General features: G+C 52.3%; 25 protein-coding genes and 1 other annotated feature. Of the genes, 17 read left to right on the forward strand and 8 right to left on the reverse strand.

The features are described 5' to 3' along the window. Window positions 1-9 precede the first annotated feature (9 nt). Entirely contained in the window at window positions 10-2,688 is a 2,679-nt protein-coding gene (adhE, locus tag Q1L34_RS10065) for a bifunctional acetaldehyde-CoA/alcohol dehydrogenase (protein WP_004863415.1), read from the reverse strand. Window positions 2,689-3,163: 475 nt separating this feature from the next. Between adhE and Q1L34_RS10070 the strand changes: the two genes are divergently transcribed. Beyond that, window positions 3,164-3,811 (forward strand): YchE family NAAT transporter, encoded by a 648-nt coding sequence (locus tag Q1L34_RS10070; RefSeq protein ID WP_004863410.1) that lies wholly within the window; start codon window positions 3,164-3,166, stop codon window positions 3,809-3,811. A gap of 374 nt (window positions 3,812-4,185) precedes the next feature. On the opposite strand, the gene Q1L34_RS10075 is transcribed toward Q1L34_RS10070, so the two are convergent. Beyond that, complete coding sequence (locus Q1L34_RS10075; protein ID WP_123656516.1) at window positions 4,186-4,476, reverse strand: hypothetical protein; 291 nt, start codon at window positions 4,474-4,476, stop codon at window positions 4,186-4,188. A gap of 89 nt (window positions 4,477-4,565) precedes the next feature. Between Q1L34_RS10075 and oppA the strand changes: the two genes are divergently transcribed. The 6 genes from oppA (at window position 4,566) to Q1L34_RS10105 (ending at window position 11,031) form a co-directional block, all read left to right on the forward strand. Then, window positions 4,566-6,197 carry an oligopeptide ABC transporter substrate-binding protein OppA gene (oppA, locus tag Q1L34_RS10080; protein ID WP_004863408.1) on the forward strand — a complete coding sequence of 544 codons (1,632 nt, stop codon included), beginning with the start codon at window positions 4,566-4,568 and terminating at the stop codon, window positions 6,195-6,197. An 84-nt stretch (window positions 6,198-6,281) separates the two neighbouring features. Next, on the forward strand, window positions 6,282-7,202 hold the full coding sequence (gene oppB, locus Q1L34_RS10085; RefSeq protein ID WP_004863406.1) for an oligopeptide ABC transporter permease OppB: 921 nt from the start codon (window positions 6,282-6,284) through the stop codon (window positions 7,200-7,202). A 14-nt stretch (window positions 7,203-7,216) separates the two neighbouring features. After that, window positions 7,217-8,125, forward strand: coding sequence for an oligopeptide ABC transporter permease OppC (gene oppC / locus Q1L34_RS10090; RefSeq protein ID WP_015584100.1), 909 nt, complete (start codon window positions 7,217-7,219; stop codon window positions 8,123-8,125). 11 nt (window positions 8,126-8,136) lie between these two features. Next, window positions 8,137-9,150: an ABC transporter ATP-binding protein gene (locus tag Q1L34_RS10095; protein WP_004863400.1), complete on the forward strand. Its 1,014-nt coding sequence runs from the start codon at window positions 8,137-8,139 to the stop codon at window positions 9,148-9,150. Then, the gene (gene oppF, locus Q1L34_RS10100; RefSeq protein ID WP_004863396.1) at window positions 9,147-10,151 is read left to right on the forward strand and encodes a murein tripeptide/oligopeptide ABC transporter ATP-binding protein OppF; all 1,005 of its coding nucleotides are present in this window, start codon (window positions 9,147-9,149) and stop codon (window positions 10,149-10,151) included. Before Q1L34_RS10095 ends, oppF begins: the two co-directional genes overlap by 4 nt. 46 nt (window positions 10,152-10,197) lie before the next feature. Beyond that, window positions 10,198-11,031, forward strand: a complete 834-nt coding sequence (locus tag Q1L34_RS10105; RefSeq protein WP_004863394.1) for an ion transporter — start codon at window positions 10,198-10,200, stop codon at window positions 11,029-11,031. Between the two features lie 75 nt (window positions 11,032-11,106). On the opposite strand, the gene Q1L34_RS10110 is transcribed toward Q1L34_RS10105, so the two are convergent. Continuing rightward, the gene (locus Q1L34_RS10110; protein WP_004863389.1) at window positions 11,107-11,436 is read right to left on the reverse strand and encodes an HI1450 family dsDNA-mimic protein; all 330 of its coding nucleotides are present in this window, start codon (window positions 11,434-11,436) and stop codon (window positions 11,107-11,109) included. A 34-nt stretch (window positions 11,437-11,470) separates the two neighbouring features. Then, window positions 11,471-12,931: a cardiolipin synthase gene (gene cls, locus Q1L34_RS10115; protein WP_004863387.1), complete on the reverse strand. Its 1,461-nt coding sequence runs from the start codon at window positions 12,929-12,931 to the stop codon at window positions 11,471-11,473. Window positions 12,932-13,075: 144 nt separating this feature from the next. On the opposite strand from cls, the gene Q1L34_RS10120 reads away from it, so the two are divergent. Further along, complete coding sequence (locus tag Q1L34_RS10120) at window positions 13,076-13,249, forward strand: YciY family protein (RefSeq protein WP_004863385.1); 174 nt, start codon at window positions 13,076-13,078, stop codon at window positions 13,247-13,249. A 50-nt stretch (window positions 13,250-13,299) separates the two neighbouring features. Here the strand turns inward: Q1L34_RS10120 and Q1L34_RS10125 are convergent, their stop codons facing one another. Beyond that, the gene (locus Q1L34_RS10125; protein ID WP_004863379.1) at window positions 13,300-13,596 is read right to left on the reverse strand and encodes a YciI family protein; all 297 of its coding nucleotides are present in this window, start codon (window positions 13,594-13,596) and stop codon (window positions 13,300-13,302) included. A gap of 210 nt (window positions 13,597-13,806) precedes the next feature. Here Q1L34_RS10125 and tonB point away from each other — a divergent pair, with 210 nt between their 5' ends. After that, the gene (tonB, locus tag Q1L34_RS10130) at window positions 13,807-14,550 is read left to right on the forward strand and encodes a TonB system transport protein TonB (protein WP_069475855.1); all 744 of its coding nucleotides are present in this window, start codon (window positions 13,807-13,809) and stop codon (window positions 14,548-14,550) included. Window positions 14,551-14,570: 20 nt separating this feature from the next. On the opposite strand, the gene Q1L34_RS10135 is transcribed toward tonB, so the two are convergent. The 3 genes from Q1L34_RS10135 to pfkB form a co-directional block, all read right to left on the reverse strand. Continuing rightward, on the reverse strand, window positions 14,571-15,443 hold the full coding sequence (locus Q1L34_RS10135; protein WP_004863375.1) for a fructosamine kinase family protein: 873 nt from the start codon (window positions 15,441-15,443) through the stop codon (window positions 14,571-14,573). A gap of 105 nt (window positions 15,444-15,548) precedes the next feature. Next, window positions 15,549-15,833, reverse strand: a complete 285-nt coding sequence (gene ghoS, locus Q1L34_RS10140) for a type V toxin-antitoxin system endoribonuclease antitoxin GhoS (RefSeq protein ID WP_004863372.1) — start codon at window positions 15,831-15,833, stop codon at window positions 15,549-15,551. Between the two features lie 89 nt (window positions 15,834-15,922). Beyond that, on the reverse strand, window positions 15,923-16,855 hold the full coding sequence (gene pfkB, locus Q1L34_RS10145) for a 6-phosphofructokinase II (RefSeq protein ID WP_004863368.1): 933 nt from the start codon (window positions 16,853-16,855) through the stop codon (window positions 15,923-15,925). 419 nt (window positions 16,856-17,274) lie between these two features. Here pfkB and Q1L34_RS10150 point away from each other — a divergent pair, with 419 nt between their 5' ends. From Q1L34_RS10150 to pheS, 8 genes are all read left to right on the forward strand, one after another. Next, the gene (locus tag Q1L34_RS10150; RefSeq protein ID WP_004863367.1) at window positions 17,275-18,033 is read left to right on the forward strand and encodes a DUF481 domain-containing protein; all 759 of its coding nucleotides are present in this window, start codon (window positions 17,275-17,277) and stop codon (window positions 18,031-18,033) included. Between the two features lie 270 nt (window positions 18,034-18,303). Next, window positions 18,304-18,537, forward strand: a complete 234-nt coding sequence (locus Q1L34_RS10155; RefSeq protein ID WP_015584102.1) for a YdgH/BhsA/McbA family protein — start codon at window positions 18,304-18,306, stop codon at window positions 18,535-18,537. 453 nt (window positions 18,538-18,990) lie between these two features. Continuing rightward, complete coding sequence (gene thrS, locus Q1L34_RS10160; RefSeq protein ID WP_015584103.1) at window positions 18,991-20,919, forward strand: threonine--tRNA ligase; 1,929 nt, start codon at window positions 18,991-18,993, stop codon at window positions 20,917-20,919. 3 nt (window positions 20,920-20,922) lie between these two features. After that, the gene (infC, locus tag Q1L34_RS10165) at window positions 20,923-21,465 is read left to right on the forward strand and encodes a translation initiation factor IF-3 (RefSeq protein ID WP_049267827.1); all 543 of its coding nucleotides are present in this window, start codon (window positions 20,923-20,925) and stop codon (window positions 21,463-21,465) included. A 96-nt stretch (window positions 21,466-21,561) separates the two neighbouring features. Next, window positions 21,562-21,759: a 50S ribosomal protein L35 gene (gene rpmI, locus Q1L34_RS10170; protein WP_001124225.1), complete on the forward strand. Its 198-nt coding sequence runs from the start codon at window positions 21,562-21,564 to the stop codon at window positions 21,757-21,759. Window positions 21,760-21,810: 51 nt separating this feature from the next. Continuing rightward, window positions 21,811-22,167: a 50S ribosomal protein L20 gene (gene rplT, locus Q1L34_RS10175; protein WP_004102963.1), complete on the forward strand. Its 357-nt coding sequence runs from the start codon at window positions 21,811-21,813 to the stop codon at window positions 22,165-22,167. A gap of 118 nt (window positions 22,168-22,285) precedes the next feature. Further along, window positions 22,286-22,411 (forward strand) — a sequence feature (Phe leader region). Then, window positions 22,291-22,335 (forward strand): pheST operon leader peptide PheM, encoded by a 45-nt coding sequence (pheM, locus tag Q1L34_RS10180; protein WP_001386830.1) that lies wholly within the window; start codon window positions 22,291-22,293, stop codon window positions 22,333-22,335. It overlaps the preceding feature by 45 nt. A 174-nt stretch (window positions 22,412-22,585) precedes the next feature. Further along, window positions 22,586-23,569: a phenylalanine--tRNA ligase subunit alpha gene (gene pheS, locus Q1L34_RS10185; protein WP_004863355.1), complete on the forward strand. Its 984-nt coding sequence runs from the start codon at window positions 22,586-22,588 to the stop codon at window positions 23,567-23,569. The last annotated feature ends 10 nt before the right edge of the window (window positions 23,570-23,579 follow it).

Raw genomic sequence — 23,579 nt, forward strand, 5'->3', positions numbered from 1 at the left:
CAGAGTCGATTAAGCAGATTTCTTCGCTTTTTTATCGGCTTTTGGCGCTGCTGCGGTCTCTTTCTTCGCGGCAGTTTCACCTTCGCTGAACTCGTTACCGTAGAAGGTATCCAGCAGAATCTGTTTCAGCTCGGCAATCAGCGGATAGCGCGGGTTAGCGCCGGTGCACTGGTCATCGAATGCATCTTCAGACAGCTTGTCAACGTGGGCCAGGAAGTCAGCTTCCTGTACGCCGGCTTCACGGATAGACTTAGGAATACCCAGTTCAGCCTTCAGGCTTTCCAGCCATGCCAGCAGTTTTTCAATTTTCGCTGCGGTACGGTCGCCCGGTGCGCTCAGACCCAGGTGGTCCGCGATTTCAGCGTAGCGACGGCGTGCCTGCGGACGGTCGTACTGGCTGAATGCAGTCTGCTTGGTCGGGTTGTCATTCGCGTTGTAACGAATCACGTTACAAATCAGCAGGGCGTTAGCCAGGCCGTGCGGAATGTGGAACTGAGAACCCAGTTTGTGCGCCATGGAGTGGCATACGCCGAGGAAGGCGTTAGCAAACGCGATACCGGCGATAGTTGCTGCACTGTGCACACGTTCACGTGCTACCGGGTTCTTAGAACCTTCGTGGTAGGACGCTGGCAGGTACTCTTTCAGCAGTTTCAGCGCCTGCAGAGCCTGGCCGTCGGAGAACTCAGATGCCAGTACGGAAACATAGGCTTCCAGGGCGTGAGTCACGGCGTCAAGACCACCGAAAGCACACAGGGACTTCGGCATATCCATCACGAGGTTAGCATCAACAATCGCGACGTCCGGAGTCAGCGCGTAGTCAGCCAGCGGATATTTCTGACCCGTTGCATCGTCGGTAACAACGGCGAATGGCGTAACTTCAGAACCGGTACCGGAAGTGGTGGTGACGGCGATCATCTTCGCTTTCACGCCCATTTTCGGGAACTTGTAGATACGTTTACGGATGTCCATAAAGCGCAGCGCCAGGTCTTCGAAGTGAGTTTCCGGATGTTCGTACATTACCCACATGATTTTCGCGGCATCCATCGGGGAACCACCGCCCAGGGCGATGATAACGTCCGGCTTGAAGGAGTTAGCCAGATCCGCACCTTTACGTACTACGCTCAGGGTCGGGTCAGCTTCAACTTCGAAGAAGACTTCAGTCTCAACGCCGGATGCCTTCAGCACGGAGGTGATCTGGTCTGCATAACCGTTGTTGAACAGGAAGCGGTCAGTCACAATCAGCGCGCGTTTGTGACCATCAGTAATCACTTCATCCAGTGCGATTGGCAGTGAGCCACGACGGAAGTAGATAGATTTCGGAAGTTTGTGCCACAACATGTTTTCAGCTCGCTTAGCAACGGTTTTCTTGTTGATCAGGTGTTTCGGACCAACGTTTTCAGAGATGGAGTTACCACCCCAGGAACCACAACCCAGAGTCAGGGAAGGCGCGAGTTTAAAGTTGTACAGGTCACCGATACCACCCTGAGAAGCCGGGGTGTTAATCAGGATACGTGCGGTTTTCATCATCTGGCCGAAGTAGGCAACGCGAGCCGGCTGGTTGTCCTGGTCGGTGTACAGGCAAGAGGTATGACCGATACCGCCCATCGCAACCAGTTTTTCAGCTTTATCAACAGCATCTTCGAAGTTCTTCGCGCGGTACATCGCCAGCGTCGGAGACAGTTTTTCGTGAGCAAACGGCTCGCTTTCATCAACGTCGGTCACTTCACCAATCAGAATCTTGGTGGTAGCCGGAACGGTGAAGCCTGCCAGTTCAGCAATTTTGTATGCCGGCTGACCTACGATTGCCGCGTTCAGTGCGCCATTTTTCAGGATGATGTCCTGAACGGCTTTCAGCTCTTTGCCCTGCAGCAGGTAGCCGCCGTGGCTGGCGAAACGCTCGCGAACGGCGTCATAGACAGAGTCAACAACAACGACTGACTGCTCAGACGCACAGATAACGCCGTTATCAAAGGTTTTAGACATCAGTACGGAAGCGACCGCGCGCTTAACGTCTGCAGTTTCATCAATAACAACCGGAGTGTTACCTGCACCCACGCCGATAGCCGGTTTACCGGAGCTATAGGCTGCTTTAACCATGCCTGGACCGCCGGTCGCGAGGATCAGGTTAATGTCAGGGTGATGCATCAGCGCGTTAGACAGCTCAACGGAAGGCTGGTCGATCCAACCGATCAGATCTTTCGGTGCGCCTGCAGCGATAGCGGCCTGCAGCACGATATCTGCCGCTTTGTTGGTCGCATCTTTCGCACGCGGATGTGGAGAGAAGATGATCGCGTTACGCGTCTTCAGACTGATCAGTGATTTGAAGATTGCTGTGGAAGTCGGGTTAGTCGTCGGAACGATACCGCAGATAATACCGATAGGTTCGGCGATGGTGATAGTCCCGAAAGTGTCGTCTTCAGAGAGAACACCGCAGGTCTTTTCATCTTTATATGCGTTATAGATATATTCGGAAGCAAAGTGGTTTTTGATAACCTTGTCTTCGACAATGCCCATGCCAGATTCGGCTACGGCCATTTTTGCGAGAGGGATTCGAGCATCTGCGGCGGCCAAAGCGGCGGCACGGAAGATCTTATCAACTTGTTCTTGAGTGAAACTGGCATATTCACGCTGGGCTTTTTTTACGCGCTCTACGAGTGCGTTAAGTTCAGCGACATTAGTAACAGCCATAATGCTCTCCTGATAATGTTAAACTTTTTTAGTAAATCAGTAGCTCGATTCGACAGTATAGACAGGCTGTTAACAGCTTGCATCTAAATGTTAAGGTGCCGTTTCTGGCGCCGCTGGCTTCATTGATTTACTAAAGAAGCTTGATCTTTTTGATTCTCAGGTACCGCTATGCTGCACTCTTTTGGTGTCAACAAGGTTACTCACTTCTGAGTATAATTTACGTGATTTAGATCAAGTTTGCGCGAAGCTGACACCTTTCAGCAGTCTGTTTTTTGACCGGTCAAATCAAGTGTAATAATTGGTATGCAAACTAAGTGAATAAGTAACCGGGGGAAACAAATATATAACATGCCATTTTGTCGCCGCTATACGTATATTTGAGATGAATTATGCTGCTAAAAAGCGTATCTTCTGCGCGAATATTTTATGTGGCTAACTGTCAACAGCCATTTTTAATGATGCTGCGGAGCGCACTGTGACTCTACCGTTGTTTGATTTTTCAACCTACTTCAAGTTTTTCATCGGGTTATTTGCGCTGGTTAACCCGGTAGGCATCATCCCGGTCTTCATTAGTATGACCAGTTATCAGACGGCGGTGATCCGCAATAAGACCAACCTGACGGCGAATCTTTCGGTCGCCATCATTCTGCTGACGTCGCTGTTTCTCGGTGACTCGATTTTGCAAATTTTCGGCATCTCTATTGATTCATTCCGTATTGCCGGCGGGATCCTGGTCGTGACGATTGCGATGTCGATGATCAGCGGCAAACTCGGCGAGGACAAACAAAACAAGCAGGAAAAATCGGAAACCGCAATTCGTGAAAGTATTGGCGTCGTGCCGTTGGCGCTGCCGCTGATGGCAGGGCCGGGCGCAATCAGCTCGACTATCGTCTGGGGAACGCGCTACCACACGGTAACCTACCTTTTAGGGTTCTCCCTTGCCATTGCCCTGTTTGCCTTATGCTGCTGGGGGATTTTCCGCATGGCGCCATGGCTGGTGCGCCTGTTAGGGCAGACCGGCATCAACGTCATCACGCGTATTATGGGGCTGTTGCTGATGGCGCTGGGGATTGAGTTTATCGTCACCGGAATAAAAGCGCTGTTTCCCGGCCTGGTGAGTTAAACGAGCCTGCGCGATGCGGAGCCCAGCGCTCCGCGTTTGCTTCATTATTAGCAAAACATATCCATAAAGCGGAAAAGGCGGTACAAGATAGCTTTCTGTAATACCTTTAAATATTCTTATTTATCAAATTGTTGTGCAAATTATCGAACGTCTCCTCTCTTTTTATCCCTCCTCCGCCACTGTTATTTTCTTCACATCATTCTCTGGTGCTTGCCGTCGCATAATTGAAATGATATTAGTAATTTCATAACCGGGGCAGATGAATGTGCTAAATAATAACCGATTGTTAAATTTTCGTACAAAAATGCATCTTCGCGTGGTTATGGGACACCCATAACGGCCTGTTGACAGTATCTGTATGAAAACTAAATTCTTTAATGATTTTCACGCCGAAAGACAGGGCAAGATAGCGGCGCAGAGAAAACCATAAAAGAGAATCCGGTAACATATTTGCAAATTGCATTGGCGGATGAGATGGCCTTTTGGTACTTTCCGCCGTGATCGCTAACTGAATAATACACGTAAATGAGAATTATTATTAAATAACTCATTGCGGCTGAAAACGCCCCGCCACAGGGGATAAAAGAATCGACGCCAAGGTCGCCGTTTGAGCGGCCGTAATAAATAAGTCGGTGATAGCAAGCAGTAACGTCTGACAGCAGCATAAACTCCTGCACTGTACAGAATCCCGTAAGGGGAAAAAAAACAGGCTGGTTAAATAGCCAGTAATTATAATGAATGGAGTAACAACACAATGACCATCATCACCAAAAAAAGTCTGGTAGCCGCGGGGATTTTGTCTGCGCTAATTACCGCGAATGTTGCCATGGCAGCGGATGTACCTGCAGGGGTGCAGCTGGCGGATAAACAATCGCTGGTACGTAATAACGGCGCAGAAGTGCAATCCCTGGACCCGCATAAAATTGAAGGCGTTCCGGAATCCAACATTAACCGCGATTTGTTTGAAGGGTTAGTGATTGGCGATATTCAAGGCCATCCGATCCCTGGGGCCGCAGAATCCTGGGATAATAAAGATTTTAAAGTCTGGACCTTCCATCTGCGCAAAGATGCCAAATGGTCCGATGGCACGCCGGTTACCGCGCAAGATTTCGTTTATAGCTGGCAGCGTCTGGCGGATCCGAAAACCGCTTCACCTTACGCAAGCTACCTGCAATATGGCCACCTGCTGAACGTTGATGACATTATCGCGGGCAAAAAGCCGATCACCGATCTGGGCGTCAAAGCGATTGATGATAAAACCTTCGAAGTGACGCTGAGCGAACCGGTTCCTTATTTCTATAAACTCCTCGTTCACCCATCCGTTTCTCCGGTGCCAAAAGCCGCTATCGAAAAATACGGCGAGAAATGGACCCAGCCTGCCAATATCGTGACCAACGGCGCTTATAAGCTGAAAGACTGGGTCGTTAACGAACGTATTGTGCTTGAGCGCAATCCGCAATACTGGGATAACGCGAAGACCGTCATTAATCAGGTGACCTACCTGCCGATTTCTTCCGAAGTGACCGACGTTAACCGCTACCGCAGCGGCGAAATCGACATGACCTATAACAACATGCCGATTGAACTGTTCCAGAAGCTGAAAAAAGAGATCCCGCAAGAAGTCCATGTTGACCCGTATCTCTGCACCTATTACTACGAAATTAATAACCAGAAAGCACCGTTTACCGACGCCCGCGTTCGTACCGCGCTGAAAATGGCGCTGGATCGCGATATTATCGTTAATAAAGTGAAGAATCAGGGCGACCTGCCGGCCTATAGCTATACACCGCCGTATACCGATGGCATGAAGGTTGTCAAACCAGAGTGGTTTACCTGGTCTCAGGACAAGCGTAACGAAGAAGCGAAAAAACTGCTGGCGGAAGCCGGATATACCGCCGATAAACCGCTGACCTTTAATTTACTGTATAACACTTCCGATCTGCATAAAAAACTGGCTATTGCCGTGGCGTCCATCTGGAAGAAAAACCTGGGTGCTAACGTCAAGCTGGAAAATCAGGAATGGAAAACCTTCCTCGATAATCGTCATCAGGGGACCTTCGACGTGGCGCGTGCCGGCTGGTGTGCGGATTACAACGAACCGACCTCATTCCTGAATACGATGCTGAGCGACAGCTCAAATAACACCTCTCATTATAAGAGCCCGGCTTTCGATAAAATCATCGCCGAAACATTACAAACGAATGATGACGCGAAGCGTGCCGATCTGTATGCGCAAGCAGAACAGCAGCTCGATAAAGATTCTGTGATCGTGCCGGTCTTCTATTACGTCAACGCCCGTCTGGTTAAACCGTGGGTGGGTGGCTATACCGGTAAAGACCCGTTAGATAATATCTACGTTAAAAACCTTTATATTATCAAACATTAATGGCAATACGTGGGGCAGGCGACGCTTGCCCCACCGTGTCTGAATTCATCGCACTCGATAGGCACAGGCCAGAAGGTACGGGCAATGTTAAAATTTATTTTTCGTCGCTGTCTGGAAGCGATTCCGACGCTATTTATTCTTATTACGATCTCTTTCTTCATGATGCGTCTTGCGCCGGGAAGTCCATTTACCGGTGAACGCACGCTGCCGCCAGAAGTGATGGCGAATATTGAAGCCAAATACCATTTAAACGACCCCATCATGACCCAGTACTTCAATTATCTGAAGCAGCTGGCGCACGGTGATTTCGGTCCCTCTTTTAAATATAAAGACTATTCGGTAAACGATCTGGTGGCGTCGAGCTTCCCGGTCTCCGCTAAATTAGGGCTGGCCGCCTTCCTGTTGGCGGTAGTTCTCGGCGTGACGGCAGGGGTTATTGCGGCCCTGAAGCAGAATACGAAATGGGATTATGCGGTCATGGGGGTGGCAATGACCGGCGTGGTGATACCCAGTTTCGTGGTTGCGCCGCTGCTGGTGATGATATTCGCCATCACGCTGCACTGGCTGCCCGGCGGCGGCTGGAACGGCGGGGCGCTGAAATTTATGATTCTGCCGATGGTGGCCTTATCGTTAGCCTATATCGCCAGTATCGCGCGTATTACCCGCGGTTCAATGATTGAGGTCCTGCATTCTAACTTTATCCGCACCGCGCGAGCCAAAGGGCTGCCGATGCGGCGCATCATTTTACGTCATGCGCTGAAACCCGCGCTGCTGCCGGTTCTTTCTTATATGGGGCCAGCATTCGTGGGGATCATCACCGGCTCAATGGTTATCGAAACGATCTACGGTCTTCCGGGTATTGGTCAGCTGTTTGTGAATGGCGCGCTTAACCGCGACTATTCGCTGGTGCTGAGCCTGACCATTCTGGTCGGTGCGCTGACTATTCTGTTTAACGCGATTGTTGACGTGCTGTACGCCGTTATCGATCCGAAGATTCGCTATTGAGGCTGGAGTTCGCCATGATGTTAAGTAAGAAAAGCAACGAGGCGTTGGAAAACTTCAGTGAAAAGCTGGAAGTCGAAGGACGTAGTTTATGGCAGGACGCCCGCCGTCGCTTTATGCATAACCGTGCCGCTGTTGCCAGCCTGATTGTGCTGGTGATTATCGCGCTGTTCGTGACTATTGCACCGATGGTTTCGCAGTTCTCCTACTTCGATACCGACTGGGGCATGATGTCCAGTGCGCCGGACATGACGTCCGGCCACTATTTTGGTACTGACTCTTCCGGCCGCGACCTGCTGGTGCGTGTCGCTATCGGCGGGCGTATCTCGCTGATGGTCGGGGTGGCTGCGGCGCTGGTGGCGGTGGTTCTTGGGACACTCTACGGTTCACTTTCCGGCTACCTGGGCGGCAAAGTCGATTCCGTGATGATGCGTCTGCTGGAGATCCTCAACTCCTTCCCGTTCATGTTCTTCGTTATCCTGCTCGTCACCTTCTTTGGCCAGAACATCCTGCTGATTTTCGTTGCCATCGGTATGGTCTCCTGGCTGGATATGGCGCGTATTGTTCGCGGCCAGACGCTGAGCCTGAAGCGCAAAGAGTTTATCGAAGCGGCGCAGGTCGGCGGCGTCTCAACATTCAGTATTGTGGTTCGGCATATCGTGCCTAACGTACTGGGCGTGGTGGTGGTGTACGCCTCTCTGCTGGTGCCGAGCATGATCCTGTTTGAATCCTTCTTAAGCTTCCTTGGCCTGGGGACTCAGGAACCCCTGAGCAGCTGGGGTGCACTGCTCAGCGATGGTGCGAACTCTATGGAAGTGTCGCCGTGGCTGCTGCTGTTTCCAGCGGGGTTCCTGGTGATTACGCTGTTCTGTTTTAACTTTATCGGCGATGGCCTGCGTGATGCCCTCGACCCGAAAGATCGCTAAGGAGCGCCGTCATGAGCACAATTGAAACGGCAAAAGCGCCGCAGGCACAGCAACAATCCGGCCTGCTGCTGGATGTCAAAGATCTCCGCGTCACGTTCAAAACGCCGGATGGCGATGTCACGGCGGTGAACGACCTCAATTTTAACCTGCGTGCCGGGGAAACGCTGGGTATCGTCGGCGAATCGGGTTCCGGTAAGTCGCAAACCGCGTTTGCTTTGATGGGCCTGTTGGCCTCCAACGGTCAGATTGGCGGGTCGGCTCTGTTTAACGGCCGCCAGATTCTCAATCTGCCGGAGCGCGATCTGAATAAGCTTCGCGCCGAACAAATTTCAATGATATTCCAGGACCCGATGACCTCCCTGAACCCGTATATGCGGGTGGGTGAACAGCTGATGGAAGTCCTGATGCTGCATAAAGGTCTGGGAAAAGCCGAAGCCTTTGAAGAGTCGGTGAAGATGCTGGATGCGGTTAAAATGCCGGAAGCGCGTAAGCGCATGAAAATGTATCCTCACGAATTCTCCGGCGGGATGCGCCAGCGCGTGATGATTGCAATGGCGCTGCTGTGCCGGCCTAAACTGCTGATTGCCGATGAGCCGACAACCGCACTGGATGTCACGGTTCAGGCGCAAATCATGACCCTGTTGAATGAGCTTAAGCGCGAGTTCAATACGGCGATCATTATGATTACCCACGATCTTGGGGTCGTCGCCGGGATCTGCGACAAAGTGCTGGTGATGTATGCCGGGCGAACCATGGAATACGGCATGGCGCGGGATGTCTTTTATCATCCTTCGCATCCGTACTCGATAGGCTTGCTGAACGCGGTTCCGCGTCTGGACGCCGAGGGCGAGTCGCTGTTGACCATCCCGGGTAATCCGCCAAACCTGCTGCGTCTGCCGAAAGGCTGCCCGTTCCAGCCGCGTTGCCCGCACGCGATGGAGATTTGTCATAGTGCTCCACCTCTGGAGGAGTTTGCACCGGGCCGCCTGCGCGCCTGCTTTCAACCGGTAGGGGATCTGCTATGAACGCCGTTACGGAACAAAGAAAAGTCCTGCTCGAAATTGCCGATCTGAAAGTCCACTTTGATATTAAAGATGGCAAGCAGTGGTTCTGGCAGCCGGCCAAAACGCTGAAAGCGGTGGATGGCGTCACGCTGCGTCTCTACGAGGGCGAAACGCTGGGCGTGGTCGGGGAATCCGGCTGCGGCAAATCGACTTTTGCCCGGGCGATTATTGGTCTGGTGAAGGCGACCGACGGCAAAGTCGCCTGGCTTGGCAAAGATCTGTTAGGCATGAAGCAGGAAGAGTGGCGCGATGTTCGCAGCGATATCCAGATGATTTTCCAGGATCCGCTGGCTTCGCTCAATCCGCGTATGACTATCGGCGAAATTATTGCCGAGCCACTGCGCACCTATCATCCAAAAATGTCGCGTCAGGAAGTGCGTGACCGCGTGAAAGCGATGATGATGAAAGTGGGGCTGCTGCCGAACCTGATTAACCGCTATCCGCACGAGTTTTCCGGCGGCCAGTGCCAGCGTATCGGTATCGCCCGTGCGCTGATCCTTGAGCCGAAGCTGATCATCTGCGATGAGCCGGTCTCGGCGCTGGACGTATCGATTCAGGCGCAGGTTGTTAACCTGCTGCAGCAGCTGCAGCGCGAAATGGGGCTGTCGCTGATCTTTATCGCTCACGATCTGGCGGTGGTGAAGCATATTTCCGATCGCGTTCTGGTGATGTATCTGGGCCATGCGGTGGAGCTGGGCACTTATGATGAGGTGTACCATAATCCGCTGCACCCCTATACCAAAGCGCTGATGTCCGCGGTGCCGATTCCAGACCCGGATCTGGAAAAGAACAAAACCATACAGCTGCTGGAAGGGGAGCTGCCGTCGCCGATTAACCCGCCGTCGGGGTGCGTTTTCCGTACGCGTTGTCCCATCGCCGGGCCAGAATGTGCGAAAACGCGGCCGGTGCTGGAGGGGAGTTTCCGACATGCGGTTTCCTGCCTGAAGGTAGACCCGTTATAATCTCTGGGGCTGACGTAGGTCAGCCCTTTTTTTTGCGAGGTTAAACGTGGCTGTTCATTTTCACGCCGCTCGCCAGCGGCTGTATCATCTACTCTTCGATCAAACCCGTCGTTCCGGACGACGATTTGAAGGTCTGTGCGGTATTTTTGCGCTCTTGAGCGTGCTGGTGATTTTTATTGAGTCCGGTCTTGGCACGCAATATCACCTGACGTTTGATGAATGGCATGTTTTTGTCTGGCTGGAGCTGTTTGTCACCGCTGTTTTTACCCTCGAATATTTCCTGCGTATTATCAGCTGGCCGAAACCCCTTAGCTATATTTTCAGCTTTTGGGGGGTGATAGATTTAGCCACCATCCTGCCGCTCTATGTGATGTGGATGTGGCCGGAGATGGGGCTTAATTATGTCTTTGCGTGGCGGGCGATGCGGGCGATTCGCTGCCTGCGTATTCTTAAACTGCTGCGCTTTATGCCGTCATTGAATATTTTCTGGGCGGCTATCGTCAGCGCCCGCCATCAGCTGATCCTCTTTTATTCCTTTATTGCCATCGTGATGGTTATCTTTGGATCGCTGATGTACCTGATTGAAGGGCCGCAATATGGGTTTACCACCTTAAATGCGTCGGTCTACTGGGCGATTGTGACCATTACGACGGTCGGGTATGGCGATATTACGCCGCATACGCCGATCGGCAGAATTCTGGCCTCGGTTCTGATCTTAATCGGTTATTCCATTATCGCCATTCCGACCGGACTTATCACCACGCATATGACCAGCGCATTACAACATCGCCGCGCGCGCGCGTGTCCAAACTGTCAGCACGCCGCTCATGATAAAAATGCGCGTTTTTGCAACGCCTGCGGCAGTGAATTAGCGGAATAGTCAGGGAACAAAAATAAAACGGCAGGCGGTGTGGTGACCGTCTGCCGTTTTTTTGTGGTTCAGTATGGGGGACGCTTATTCACGCCACAGAATATGGCACAGCTTATGGTCTTTTTCGCGGCACAGCAGAATGCGCGCAAAGATATCGTTAATTTCGCCGCCATCGGTATCGGCAAGACCAATCACGACTTCGGCGAAAAAGTCCGGGTTGAGGTCATAATCGACATGCTCTTCCCAGTCCGGCGCAGGGTCAAACAGCTCGGCGCCGCCGCGTTCTTCAAACTGCAGGTTAAACAGAATGACATCCGCCGGATCGAGGTTGTCGACAGCCAGCTCCAGGAAGATGTCATAAGCTTGTTCAAGCGTTTCGTCTTCGGTCAGGCGATTGTTTAAATCCATATCCATGATTGCTACCCGTTAAACATCTGATTGGCACGTTTTACAGCAACGGACTGAAGAAGTAAAACAGTCGCTCGGTGATCCGCTGCCAGAGCGGTCGTTTTAACCACAACCGGGCGTCCAGCAGGCGCGAACGGGAAATATAATCGTCCTGAACGGCCGCCAGATCGCCGCCGAATCCGACGTCGTCAATGACCAGCGTGATTTCAAAATTCAGCCACAGGCTGCGCATATCGAGATTCACGGTACCGACCAGGCTGAGCTCGCCGTCGACCAGTACGCTTTTGGTATGCAGCAGGCCGCCTTCAAACTGATAAATTTTAACCCCGGCTGCCAGCAGCTCGGTAAAGAAGGCCCGACTGGCCCAGCCAACCAGCAGCGAATCATTCTTGCGCGGCAGGATAATGCTGACGTCGACCCCGCGTTGCGCCGCGGTGCAGATCGCATGCAGCAGATCGTCGCTGGGCACGAAGTACGGGGTGGTCATGATCAGATGTTCTTTGGCGGAATAGGCGGCGGTGAGGAGCGCCTGATGAATCAGATCTTCCGGGAATCCGGGGCCAGAGGCAATGGTATGAATCGTGTGTCCGCTGGCTTCTTCAAAGGGCATAATATTGAGGTCCGGCGGCGGCGGTAAAATACGTTTGCCGGTTTCAATCTCCCAGTCGCAGGAGTAGACGATGCCCATCGCCGTGGCGACCGGGCCTTCCATACGCGCCATCAGATCAATCCACTGCCCGACGCCGGAATCCTGTTTAAAGAAGCGCGGGTCGACCATGTTCATACTGCCGGTATAGGCAATATAGTTATCAATCATCACCATTTTGCGGTGCTGGCGCAGATCCATGCGGCGCAGAAAAACACGCATCAGGTTGACCTTCAGCGCTTCGACCACCTCGATGCCGGCGTTACGCATCATGGCTGCCCACGGGCTGCGGAAAAAGGCGACGCTGCCGGCGGAATCGAGCATCAGGCGGCAGTGAACGCCGCGTCGCGCCGCCGCCATTAAGGATTCCGCGACCTTATCGGCCATGCCGCCCGGTTGCCAGATGTAAAATACCATCTCAATATTGTGCCGCGCCAGCTGGATATCGCGCATCAGCGCCTGCATCACGTCATCAGACTCGGTCAGCAGCTGAAGCTGATTGCCCTTAACGCCGGCGATCCCCTGACGCCGTTCGCAGAGCTTAAACAGCGACTCGGCAACCGGGCTGTTATCCTCGGCAAAAATATGTTTGCAGGCTTTGAGATCGTTAAGCCATTTGGCGGTGGAGGGCCACATCGCCCGGGCCCGTTCCGCACGACGTTTACCCAGATGCAGCTCGCCAAATGAGAGATAGGCGATAATCCCCACCAGCGGAAGAATATAGATAATCAGCAACCACGCCATTGCTGAAGGTACGGCGCGCCGTTTCATCAGAATGCGTAATGTTACACCGGCGATGAGTAACCAGTAACCGAGGATGACCAGCCAGTTCACCACCGTGTAAAAGGTTGTCATAGATGAAAAATCCTTTTGAATAACTCTATGTCATGAGTTTACGCATCAACATCCATCTGGCAAATAAAAACGCAGCGAAAGCGTTGGTCAGCCGGATTCATGGGTTTATAATGTGGTCTGTTTTTCACTTGTAGAGTAGTAGCAATGAAGCGTAGTAGAACGGAAGTAGGGCGCTGGCGCATGCTAAGACAGGTGAGTCGCCGCAAGTCCCGCTGGCTGGAAGCCCAATCGCGCCGCAACATGCGCATCCTCTCCATCAGGAAGGAACTGGTGAAACGACAACGAGGTTCCCTGCTGTTTGTCTTCACTGAGTACTGATATAAAAGGCACCGTTTACGGTGCCTCTGTTATTTTAGCGTCGGACGGTCTCAGAATACTTTCTTATAAGGCTTCACGGAGACGTTCTGGTACACGCCAGCCGCGATGTAAGGGTCATCATTTGCCCATGCTTTGGCGACTTCCAGCGATTCGAACTCCGCAATGACCGTTGAGCCAGTAAACCCGGCGGCGCCAGGCTCATTACTGTCGACGGCAGGCATTGGCCCGGCGGTCAACAGACGACCTTCATCTTGTAATAGCTGCAAACGTGCCAGGTGGGCGGGACGTACCGACAAGCGCTTTTCCAGAGAATCGGCAATGTCTTCAGCGTAGATAACGTAAAGCACGGCAAGGCTCCTTATCAATAAACAGGCGAATCACGTTAAGTGAATCCGCCGTTGACTGCAATGTAAAGATGCGTACCGACTTAAAATGCCATGCTTCAGACGTTTTTTCCCACAAAACGGGGCAAATTTTGATGCAAGATAACAAGGCTTATTGAATATGATTGCTATTTGCATTTAAAATCGGGGCATCATTTTTCAACAGAAACGACTATGAGCGCAATGACCCTTGATTTACCTCGCCGCTTCCCGTGGCCGACGCTGCTGTCCGTGGCTATCCACGGTGCCGTTGTGGCGGGGTTGCTTTATACCTCGGTACATCAGGTTATTGAACGGCCCTCTCCCTCGCAACCGATCGAAATTACGATGGTTGCGCCGGCAGATCTCGAACCGCCTCAGGCGGCACAGCCGGTAGTGGAACCCGTTGTTGAACCGGAGCCTGAACCGGAAGTGGTGCCGGAGCCGGAGCCACCAAAAGAAGCGCCGGTGGTGATTCACAAGCCCGAACCCAAACCGAAGCCTAAGCCTAAGCCTAAACCGAAGCCGGAGAAGAAGGTTGAGCAACCGAAGCGGGATGTGAAACCGGCGGAAACGCGCGTGGCTTCACCGTTCGAAACGACCAATACGGCGCCAGCACGTACGCAGCCGAACTCCGCACCGGCAACGGCAAAACCGACCCTGACCGCGCCGAGCGGCCCGCGGGCGATAAGCCGCAACCAGCCGGCGTATCCGACACGTGCCCAGGCGCTGCGTATCGAAGGTTCTGTACGCGTCAAGTTTGATGTCACGCCGGATGGGCGAGTGGATAACGTCGAGATTCTCTCCGCGCAGCCCGCCAATATGTTTGAACGCGATGTGAAAAATGCGCTGCGCAAATGGCGCTACGAAGCGGGCAAGCCGGGAACTGGCGTCACCATGACGATCAAATTCCGTCTGAAAGGCGTAGAGATTAGCTAACCGTGTTGTCATCAGGCCCCTTATGGGGCCTTTTCCATTAAGACCGCATCCAGCGCTTTCTGCGCCGTCACCAGATGCTGCCCGCCGAACAAGATCGCCCGGTTTAACAACGTGTAGAGCTGATAAACCGGCTGACGATCAAGGAAACCAGAGGGCAGCGGCGATATCGACTGGTAGCCATCGTAGATCTGCGGCGGCTGTTCAGGGTGCAGCGGCAGCATCGCCAGGTCGCACTCTCGGTCTCCCCAGTAACAGGCGGGATCGAAGATATAGGGGCCGTTCGGGCCTAGCGCGCAGTTCCCCGACCACAAATCACCATGCAGCAATGACGGTTGAGGCTGGTGATTGCTCAGGCGCTGCTGCACATTATCGACGATGCTGTCGATATCGCCGAAGCTGAGCCCTTTTTCGGCAGCCAGCTCCAGCTGCCAGCCGATACGCTGTTCGGCAAAGAAAGTCGACCAGCGGCGCTGCCAGGCGTTGGGCTGCGGCGTGGTGGAAAGGTCGTTATCAAAATCCAGACCAAACTGCGGCTGATCGCTCCACTGATGCAGATGTGCAATATGCTGACCGAGTAAGAAGGCGTTGTGCGCGTCCAGCGGGCGAGGGGGCAGATATTCCATTACCAGGAAACTGTAGTCGCGATCGCTGCCAACCGCATAAACCTGCGGAACGCTAACGGTTTTACTCCGTGACAGCAGCTCAAGCTGGTCTGCTTCAGCGGTAAAGATAGGCAGAAGTTCACGCTCATCACATTTAACAAAGTAGTCCCGACCGCCGAAACGTAAATGCCAGGCCGCATGAATTTCACCGCCGGGCAGTTCGTTGCGGAGTTCGATTTCAGCTGCTTCGGAATGCCAGTCGCTTAACAACGTGCTGATAGCTTGCCACATGCTGTCTCTCCCCTTGTTTTCCACCATTTCATAAGGTTAGCCCATAACCCCGGTGTAAAATTCGAACTGACGCACAACTGGCGCGCTCCGTTGCACGAATCGCACTTATTGAGCTTTCAACCACTCAGCAAATGTGGTGACGGTAACGTCGACGGGGCGACCCAGCGCCGTTTCCGCCAATCCGGCGCTAAGCGCTTTGACCTCGTCGGCGCTTTGCGCGGAAATCAGGCCAAAGGTATTCGTACCCAGTTCATGGACCTTGCCGTTTTCATCATTCAGCACAAGAGTAAATCCTGCGCGGGTGAGATGATTACTTAGCTCGTTAATTTCGGTCAGCGTCTCTTCCTGAAAGTTAACCGTGACGACGCGGGTAACAATTTCTGTGCTCATTTTTCACCCTGTTGTAATCCATGGAATTTTCAGCATAGACCATGATGATGATTTGGCGACTCCCTCTGCGCCAGCAGAGGGAAGGAGAACTAGCGACCACACAGGTAAGTGTAGATTTTGTGCGTGTTTTCCAACGAGCACAGACGGGTACCCTGGTTAATGGTGGCGGCGCTACCGGCGGCGACGCCGAAGCGGACCATATCCTCCAGACTGGCATCTTCCGCCAGGCGCAGGGTCATTGCGCCGACCATGCTGTCGCCGGCGCCAACGGTACTTTGGCTTTTCATCGGCGGCGGCACGACCTGTACACTGCCGCTGGCATCAACGCCCAGCGCACCCTGCGGGCCGAGTGAGACCACAACCCGGCGGACCTTACCCGAACGAATCAGCTCCTCCGCCGCGCGTCGAACGTCATCCGGCTGGCTCAGATCGCGCCCCACCAGAGCACTCAGCTCTTTTTGGTTAGGTTTGACGAGCTCAATATTCCCGACATCAAGAGCGGCGGCCAGCGCCTCGCCCGAACTATCAATGATGCAGCGAAGTCCGTGACGCTGTGCGCTTTTGACTAACTGAGTCAGGTTGTCAACGCCGATGCCAGGCGGCAGGCTGCCGCTTACGACCAGCAGTGAGCCGGTCTCGATCGCCAGAACCTTTTCTTCGAGGCGACGGAACTCCTCTTCCGTTAAGGCGGCACCAGGCATCACGAAGCGATATTGTTCGCCGCTGGCGCCTACGTGGACATGCAGATTTTGTCGCGTCCAGTCTTGCGCCTCGACAGGCTCAACCGGGACCTGTTCTGCGGTGAGCAGCGCCGTAAGATGTTCGCCGGTGGCGCCACCGGCCGGGTAAATGGCCGTTGCTTCACCACCGAGAAAGGTGATGGCACGTGCGACGTTGATACCGCCGCCGCCGGGTTCGAAAATCGGTGCGCTGCAGCGGAGTTTTCCTTCGGGGTACATTTGCGGGGTCAGCGTTGCGCTATCGAGTGAGGGAGCCAGCGTTAGCGTATAGATTTTGGTCATCTAATTTCCTCCATGATACGGGTTAAGCTGTTCTGTTTTTAAGCATGGCACTTCTTAGCGGGAAGGGGAAGCCATTGCCGGTCGCGATTTGTAAAGCGCTTTTTATTTTTATCTTTATGAAATAAAGATTGTTCTAAGAGCTGTCTTATTCAAAAAATGAAATAGTAATTGATTGCTATGTTAATCGTGCTTTTTTATAATTCTTTGCCTTTCATTGGACCTGCAAGATACAAAAATCATTCAAGATGCGTCGAGGCGGCGAGGGAAGCCATCCCACGAAAGCACAGTTCATGCTGTGTGGGGGATGTCTTAGTGACGCCAACAAAGAAGTAGCCTGAAGGATGACGCGTATAGCGATCCTTGCGAAAGTTTCCGGGACCAGCTGGGTCTCTCTTTTTGTTGTACGGACTCTAAATTAAATGAAGCTTTTGAAGACAGTACCCGCAGCGGCATTGCTGGCGGGGGGGCTCTTTGCGTCTGCGCACGCATTGGCCGATGATTCCGTTTTTACTGTTATGGATGACCCTTCCACTGCCAAAAAACCTTTCGAAGGTGCGGTTAACGCCGGTTATCTGGCGCAGTCCGGAAATACGAAAAGTTCTTCAATGACCGCGGATTCTACGTTGACCTGGTACGGCGATACGACGGCATGGTCGCTGTGGGGTAATGCCAGCAACACGTCATCCAACGATCAGCGCTCCTCCGAAAAATACGCGGTTGGTGGCCGTAGTCGCTACAACCTGACCGACAGCAACTACGTGTTTGGCCAGGCCAGCTGGTTGACCGATCGCTATAATGGCTATCAACAACGCGACGTTTTAACCGCGGGTTATGGTCGTCAGATCCTGAACGGTCCGGTTCACAGCCTGCGCTTTGAATTTGGTCCGGGCGTGCGCTATGACGAGTATACCGATGGCGATAATGATACTCAGCCGCTGGGCTATGCTTCCGGTACCTGGGCCTGGCAGATGACCGATAACACCAAGTTCACCCAGGGGGTGTCGGTGTTCGGTGCCCAGGACACTACGCTGAACTCGGAAAGTGCGTTGAATGTCGCCATCAATGCGCATTTTGCACTGCGGGTTGCCTACAACCTGACCTGGAACTCCGAGCCGCCGTCATCGGCGCCGAATCATACCGATCGCCGCACGACGCTGTCTCTGGGTTATAAGATGTAATGTATTTCAGGCCGGGAAACCGGCCTGATTGTTTTAAAATTAGCAACCATCGGCATTATTATTTTTGGTCATTCGTTTTATTTTTTATAAAAAGAAAATAACTCCACAATTTCCTCATAATTCATTTTTTCCTGACAACTCTGTAGATAATTTGACACAAATAGCTAAATATTTAGTCGGACAAAAGTGTGATCGGGATCTATACTGTTGACTATCGACGAAGATGAGATCTTTGCCGGACAACCTTCAGTAAATAAGAGAATCACCATCATGAAAAATAGCAAAATCGCAACTGCGGCTGTGATGCTGTGCACCCTGTCTTTTGGCGCATTCGCCGCGAACCCGGTCCCGCAGCCAGGCAACACCGACCATACGCAGGTTGGTATTGCGAAAGCGACCGATGTTGAAGCCGGATCGAATATTGCTCCCGGTTCACAATCAACCGGTCACTCTATGGATGATGCATTTAATGTCCATACTCTTGTTGCCGGCGAGTGGTCCTGATTTTCATCTGTAGATAATATGATGACGTTTCAGGGAATATAAAGCCGGGTAGAGATGTACCGGTTTATTTCCTGAATGGTGGTCAACACTGATTCTTCCACTTTGCTATTTCTTGCCATTACCTATTGTGGCACGAGCTATTTTTCTTTTTTCGTCCGCCGTCCCGCCACGTTGTTCCTGTGGCTGAATATCCAGCATATGATTCTGTCCCCCTTGTTTTATCCATAACCGCCACCATTTATCTTGTTCTGACTTTTAACACGCACTAATGATGTGTAAACTAAGGGTCGGTGTTATCAGCAGGCGGCTGCAGGTGGGAACGACTCGGTAAACGATCGTCCTCATATTTCGCAGAGTGAAGCGGGAACTGAGCTATAACTTGTTGATAATTATTATTATATTGTTTTGTATGTGCTCTTTCGTGTGGGGCACCACTGCAAATAAGGACATAAAATGCCTGTAATTACGCTTCCTGATGGCAGCCAACGCCATTTTGACCACGCCGTTAGCCCGCTGGATGTTGCTCTGGATATCGGTCCAGGCCTGGCGAAAGCCACGATCGCGGGACGAGTGAATGGTGAGCTGGTCGATGCCAGCGACCTCATCGAAAACGATGCAACCCTCTCCATCATTACTGCAAAAGATGAAGACGGCCTGGAAATCATTCGTCACTCCTGCGCGCATCTGCTCGGTCATGCGATTAAGCAGCTGTGGCCAAACACCAAGATGGCTATCGGCCCGGTTATCGATAACGGCTTCTATTATGACGTCGACCTCGATCATACGCTGACCCAGGAAGATATCGACGCGCTCGAAAAACGTATGCATGAGCTCGCCGAGAAGAATTATGACGTCATCAAGAAGAAAGTCAGCTGGCACGAAGCGCGTGAAACCTTTGTGAAGCGTGGCGAGACTTATAAAGTTTCCATTCTTGATGAAAATATCGCCCATGATGACAAGCCTGGCTTGTATCATCATGAAGAGTACGTCGACATGTGCCGTGGACCGCACGTGCCGAATATGCGTTTTTGTCATCACTTTAAACTGATGAAAACCGCAGGCGCGTACTGGCGCGGCGACAGCAACAACAAGATGTTGCAGCGTATTTACGGTACCGCATGGGCAGATAAAAAAGCGCTTAACGCGCATCTGCTGCGTCTGGAAGAAGCGTCCAAGCGTGACCACCGCAAGATTGGCAAGCAGCTCGACCTGTATCATATGCAGGAAGAGGCGCCGGGTATGGTCTTCTGGCATAACGACGGCTGGACAATCTTCCGCGAGCTGGAAGTGTTCGTTCGCTCCAAGCTGAAAGAGTACCAGTACCAGGAAGTAAAAGGTCCGTTCATGATGGACCGCGTGCTGTGGGAAAAAACCGGGCACTGGGACAACTACAAAGATGCGATGTTCACCACCTCTTCTGAGAACCGTGAATACTGCATCAAGCCGATGAACTGTCCGGGTCACGTGCAGATCTTTAATCAGGGTCTGAAATCGTACCGCGATCTGCCGCTGCGTATGGCGGAGTTCGGTAGCTGCCATCGTAACGAGCCTTCGGGCGCGCTGCATGGTCTGATGCGCGTACGTGGCTTTACTCAGGATGATGCGCACATCTTCTGTACAGAAGAGCAGGTCCGTGAGGAAGTGAACGCCTGTATTCGTATGGTCTACGATATGTACAGCACCTTTGGCTTCGAGAAAATCGTCGTCAAACTCTCAACTCGTCCGGAAAAACGTATCGGAAGCGACGAGACCTGGGATCGTGCTGAGGCGGATCTGGCGGTCGCGCTGGAAGAAAACAATATCCCGTTTGAATATCAACTGGGTGAAGGCGCGTTCTACGGTCCGAAAATTGAATTTACTCTGTATGACTGCCTCGATCGTGCATGGCAGTGCGGAACAGTACAGCTGGACTTCTCTCTGCCGCAGCGTTTAAGCGCTTCTTATGTGGGCGAAAATAACGAGCGTCAGGTACCGGTAATGATTCACCGCGCAATTCTGGGGTCTATGGAGCGCTTCATTGGCATCCTGACCGAAGAGTTTGCCGGCTTCTTCCCAACCTGGCTTGCGCCGGTGCAGGTCGTGGTGATGAATATTACCGATTCTCAGTCTGAATACGTTAACGAATTGACTCGTAAACTACAAAATGCGGGCATTCGGGTAAAAGCGGACTTGAGAAATGAGAAGATTGGCTTTAAAATCCGCGAGCACACTTTACGTCGTGTCCCGTATATGTTGGTCTGTGGCGACAAAGAAGTCGAAGCCGGCAAAGTGGCCGTGCGTACCCGTCGTGGTAAAGACCTCGGCAGCATGGACGTAAATGAAGTGATCGAAAAGCTGCAACAAGAGATTCGCAGCCGCAGTCTTCAACAACTGGAGGAATAAGGTATTAAAGGCGGAAAACGAGTTCAAACGGCGCGTCCGAATCGTATTAATGGCGAAATTCGCGCGCAAGAAGTTCGCTTAACAGGTCTGGAAGGCGAGCAGCTTGGTATTGTGAGTCTGAGAGAAGCTCTGGAAAAAGCTGAAGAAGCCGGAGTAGACTTAGTCGAAATCAGCCCTAACGCCGAGCCGCCGGTTTGTCGTATTATGGATTACGGCAAATTCCTCTATGAAAAGAGCAAGTCTTCTAAGGAACAGAAGAAAAAGCAAAAAGTTATCCAGGTTAAGGAAATCAAATTCCGTCCTGGCACCGATGATGGCGACTACCAGGTAAAACTCCGCAGCCTGGTTCGCTTTCTGGAAGAGGGTGATAAAGCTAAGATCACGCTGCGTTTCCGCGGTCGTGAGATGGCTCACCAGCAGATCGGTATGGAAGTGCTTAACCGCGTCCGTGACGATCTGAGTGAACTGGCAGTGGTCGAATCCTTCCCATCGAAGATCGAAGGCCGCCAGATGATCATGGTGCTCGCTCCTAAGAAGAAACAGTAAGGCCTTCAAGTAGCAACTCCTGTGGAGCCCTCAGGCTTCGCAGGCGTTGTTCGCCTATGTTTCGTTTATTAACAATGCGAAGTGGAAGTTATTAAAATGCCAAAAATTAAGACCGTACGCGGTGCTGCTAAGCGCTTCAAAAAAACCGGTAAAGGTGGTTTTAAGCACAAGCACGCTAACCTGCGTCACATTCTGACTAAAAAAGCTACCAAGCGTAAACGTCACCTGCGTCCGAAAGCCATGGTTTCCAAAGGCGATCTGGGCCTGGTAATCGCGTGCCTGCCGTACGCATAAGTCGTTAACCCTTTTAAACTTTTTAATTAGAATAGATACAGGAGAGCACATATGGCTCGCGTAAAACGTGGTGTAGTTGCCCGTGCACGTCACAAGAAAATTTTGAAACAAGCTAAAGGCTACTACGGTGCGCGTTCTCGCGTATACCGCGTTGCCTTCCAGGCTGTTATCAAAGCTGGTCAGTACGCTTATCGTGACCGTCGTCAGAAAAAGCGTCAGTTCCGTCAACTGTGGATTGCGCGTATCAACGCAGCAGCACGTCAGAACGGTATTTCTTACAGCAAATTCATCAACGGCCTGAAAAAAGCCTCTGTTGAAATCGACCGTAAGATCCTGGCTGACATCGCCGTATTCGACAAATTAGCGTTCACCGCGCTGGTCGAAAAAGCGAAAGCAGCTCTGGCATAAGCCAGTTGAAAGAGGGAGCTTGTCTCCCTCTTTTCGTTTCAACACCATCAATACATTGACTTTTATTGCCGTAAGCTTTTCAATACAGGTCTTACGTTTCGTACCAGACAAGGTAATGCAAGCATGAATGCTGCTATTTTCCGCTTCTTTTTTTACTTTAGCACCTGAACTCAGGAGGCTAGCGCGTGAAAGAAGAAACGGAAAACAGCGCCAGAAAGCCTCCCACTGTGGAGGCTTTTTTCGTATATGAACGTGTTCATTCTATTTCAAGCTGCAGGTGCGCGGGCTGAGTGCGCATCCGGCGACAGCGATTTTTCTGTGCTAAGTGCCATGCGGCCCGACGCCGCCTGTGACTCGAAATAGTCAGAATAAAATAATGATCATAACCGGTGTCTGCACCGACATAATGAGGAAAACCATGTCACATCTCGCAGAGCTGGTTGCCAGTGCGAAGGCAGCCATTAATGAGGCATCAGATGTTGCCGCGCTGGACAACGTCCGCGTGGAATACCTGGGGAAGAAAGGGCATCTGACCCTTCAGATGACAACCCTGCGTGAACTGCCGCCAGAAGAGCGTCCGGCGGCTGGTGCGGTCATCAACGAAGCGAAAGAGCAGGTTCAGCAGGCGCTTAACGCGCGTAAAGCGGATCTGGAAGGCGCAGCGCTGAATGCGCGTCTGGCCGCAGAGACTATCGATGTCTCTCTGCCCGGTCGTCGGATCGAGAACGGCGGGCTGCATCCGGTGACGCGCACCATCGACCGTATCGAGCACTTCTTCGGTGAGCTTGGCTTCACCGTCGCGACCGGTCCGGAAATCGAAGATGACTACCACAACTTTGATGCGCTGAACATTCCGGGCCACCACCCGGCCCGTGCCGATCACGATACCTTCTGGTTTGATGCGACGCGTCTGCTGCGTACCCAAACCTCCGGCGTGCAAATTCGTACTATGGAAAACCAGCAGCCGCCGATCCGCATTATTGCGCCGGGCCGCGTTTACCGTAACGACTACGACCAGACCCATACGCCGATGTTCCACCAGATGGAAGGTCTGATTGTTGATACCAATATCAACTTCACCAACCTGAAAGGGACGCTGCACGACTTCCTGAATAACTTCTTCGAGGAAGACCTGCAGATTCGTTTCCGTCCGTCCTACTTCCCGTTTACCGAACCTTCCGCGGAAGTTGACGTTATGGGTAAAAACGGCAAGTGGCTGGAGGTCCTCGGCTGCGGCATGGTGCATCCGAACGTTCTGCGCAACGTTGGCATCGATCCGGAAATCTATTCCGGCTTCGCCTTCGGCATGGGGATGGAGCGTCTGACGATGCTGCGCTACGGCGTGACCGATTTACGCGCGTTCTTCGAAAACGATTTGCGTTTCCTCAAACAGTTTAAATAAGGGCAGGACA

Source organism: Klebsiella ornithinolytica, from assembly GCF_030505655.1.
Lineage (GTDB): Bacteria > Pseudomonadota > Gammaproteobacteria > Enterobacterales > Enterobacteriaceae > Klebsiella > Klebsiella ornithinolytica.